Below are 2,982 nucleotides of genomic sequence, written 5' to 3'. Positions count from 1 at the left end.
TGCCATTCTCATATAGGCTTGGTCGTATTTTAGTTGTTTTTTATTCATAAATTTAAGATAAACACGAATGTAAAAAGATTCTAATTAACTCTACGTTAAATTTTTACCAAAATATAGATTTTATAAGTATAGGAATTACTATACCAATAACAATTGATGATATTATAAGAATCCAATCTCTTTTTGAAAAACGAAAAATTGTTTGAAAAATAAATCCCAATATAAGTATTATTAATACTATAATTATTTGAGCAAATTCTATTCCTAAAGCAAATTCTAATAATGGAATTAATTTACTATTAGAACTCCCAATAAGCATTTTAAAATATCCTGAAAATCCAAGTCCGTGAATTAACCCAAAAAATAAAGCGAAAATTAAATTAATATTTGTTTTCGTGTTTTTTGTGATGCTTTTTACAAATATAATATTACCCAAAGCGGTAATAATTATGGTAACTGGTATTAAAAATTCAATCCAATTTGAATTTACGGATACAACTTTATAAGCAGCTAAAATTAATGTGAGTGTATGTCCAATTGTAAAAAGTGTAATTAACCATAATACTTTTTTCCAATTTTTAAAATCGTAAACAACCGCCAATGCGATTAAAAATAAAATATGATCGTATGCTTTCCAATCTAATACATGAAAAAGACCTTGCCTAACGAAAAAAATCAAATTATCCATTCATTATTTTTTAATATTTCTCAAATATAGAAAATTTGTTCCCTCCAAAATATTACTTAAACCAATTATTTACAATCTCTATTTCAATTGGTTTGGCTGTATTATGAATAAATTCATTTTTAATGGCTTCATACGTATAATCTTTGCTCCATTCCTCTACATTCTCAGCAACTTTTTTTATACTATCACAAACATATAACACTTCTTTAGTTGTTATTGTTGGATGAATAGACATTCGAATCCATCCTGGACGCTCAACCATACACCCTTCTAATATTTGCTCTTCAATATTTTTAGAAGTTTGCTGATCTACATGCAATAAAAAATGACCATAAGTACCTGCGCAAGAACAGCCTCCACGCGTTTGAATTCCAAATCTATCATTTAATAATTTCACTACTAAATTAAAATGTGCATCTTTAATAAAAAATGAAAAAATCCCTAATCTATCTGTATGTTGACCTGCTAAAATAGTGATGTTTGGAATTTTAGAAAGTTTTTCAAAAATTAGCTCATTAATTTCATGTTCTCGCTTCAAAATATTTTCAATTCCCATTTTTTCTTTCAATTGAATGGAAAGTGCAATTCTAATAGTTTGTATAAATCCTGGTGTTCCACCATCTTCACGAGTTTCAATATCGTCAATATAATCACGATTCCCCCAAGGATTTGTGTAATTTACAGTTCCACCTCCTGGATTGTCTGGCACAATATTTTTGTACAGTTTTTTATTAAAAATTAACACGCCTGAAGTGCCTGGACCTCCTAAAAATTTATGTGGAGAAAAGAAAATAGCATCTAAATATGATTCTGGGTCTTTAGGATGCATGTTTACTTCAACATATGGAGCTGAACAGGCAAAATCGACAAAACAAAGCCCTCCATATTGGTGAATTATTTTAGCAATTTTGTGAAATTCAGTTCTAATTCCTGTAACATTTGAACATGCTGTTACAGAAGCAATTTTAATGGGCCTGTCATTATACTGAACCAATAATTTCTCAAAGCTTTCAAAACAAATTAAACCCGATTCTTGGCAGGGAATAATTTCAACATCAGCAATGGTTTCTAACCAAGAGGTTTGATTGGAATGATGCTCCATATGCGTAACAAAAACAATTGGTTTTAATGCATCTGGCACATTGGTAAATTCCTTTAAATTTTCTGCCACTTTAATTCCTAAAATACGCTGAAACTTATTTACTACTCCAGTCATTCCAGTTCCATCGGTAATTAAAACATCACCTGCACTTGCATTCACATGTTGTTTAATAATACTTCTAGCTTTATGGTATGCCATGGTCATTGCTGAACCCGTAACAGAGGTTTCAGTATGTGTATTTGCTACAAAAGGACCAAAATCATTTAACATTTTTTCTTCTATTGGGCGATACAATCTTCCGCTTGCAGTCCAATCTGTGTAAATAATTTCTTTTTCCCCGTAAGGAGATTTAAATGTTTGACCAATACCTATTATATGTTTTCTAAATTGTTGAAAATAGGTTTCTAATTCTGAAGATTTTATTATGGAATTCTCCATGCTTTATATATATATTTTTCTTTTGAAAAAAATTAGATGTTAAACTCATTTATTTTATAAATGAAGTTTAATAATTTCAAAAAAAGATTCACACAAATTTATTAAAACTGTATGAATCTTTTTTGAATAAAAAAAATCTTTTTATTCTATTTTCAACTCATTAAATAATGCAATTAACCCTTCTGAAGAAGGTCTTGGAGCATCAGCTGAAACAATATTTCCTGCAGGATCAATTAAAATAAAACGAGGAATTCCATTAATTTTATAAGCTTGTACAAATTCAGATTTCCAATCGCTATTAGCAAATATTTGAATACCTCCTAATTCTTTTTCTTCCACCATTTCCTTCCATTTATCATGGTCTTTAGCAACATCAACTGAAATACTTACAAATTCAATATTTTTATCATGATATGCTTTTTCTACTTCTTTTAAAAATGGTATTTCAGCTTTACAAGGTCCACACCAAGTTGCCCAAACATCAACATAAACATATTTACCTTTCAGGTCGTCTAATGAAGTTGTTCCTCCTTTAAAATTTTCATAATCAACAAATTTTGGAGATTCCATCCCTTTGCCTAAAATAGTCTTCAAGTATGTTTTTTCTTGGTAGGTACCTGATAAATATTGACTCAATCCTTCTAGCTGTTTAGATTGTTGAGCACTAAATGTTGAATCTAGATTTTGAGTACTTTTTAATAATTCATCAAACTTAGCAACAATACTACTATTTTTTTGATCAAATGCTTCTTGA

General features: G+C 29.1%; 3 protein-coding genes. All 3 read right to left on the bottom strand.

The features are described 5' to 3' along the window. Positions 1-103: 103 nt before the first annotated feature. Positions 104-688: a HupE/UreJ family protein gene (locus ABY863_RS13270; RefSeq protein WP_372795620.1), complete on the bottom strand. Its 585-nt coding sequence runs from the start codon at positions 686-688 to the stop codon at positions 104-106. A gap of 52 nt (positions 689-740) precedes the next feature. After that, entirely contained in the window at positions 741-2,228 is a 1,488-nt protein-coding gene (locus ABY863_RS13265) for an aminotransferase class V-fold PLP-dependent enzyme (RefSeq protein WP_372795618.1), read from the bottom strand. Positions 2,229-2,369: 141 nt separating this feature from the next. After that, the coding region (locus ABY863_RS13260) for a TlpA family protein disulfide reductase (RefSeq protein ID WP_372795616.1) at positions 2,370-2,982 on the bottom strand (613 nt) is incomplete at its 5' end.

The organism is Lutibacter sp., assembly GCF_041562875.1.
Lineage (GTDB): Bacteria > Bacteroidota > Bacteroidia > Flavobacteriales > Flavobacteriaceae > Lutibacter.
Note: the sequence above shows the minus strand (reverse complement) of the source record. Positions and strands in the feature narration are given on the sequence as shown.

What these genes read in the sequence shown, in the direction of transcription:
- ABY863_RS13270 (WP_372795620.1), bottom strand. Translation starts at nt 688, where the DNA reads ATGGATAATTTGATTTTTTTCGTTAGGCAAGGTCTTTTTCATGTATTA.
- ABY863_RS13265 (WP_372795618.1), bottom strand. Translation starts at nt 2,228, where the DNA reads ATGGAGAATTCCATAATAAAATCTTCAGAATTAGAAACCTATTTTCAA.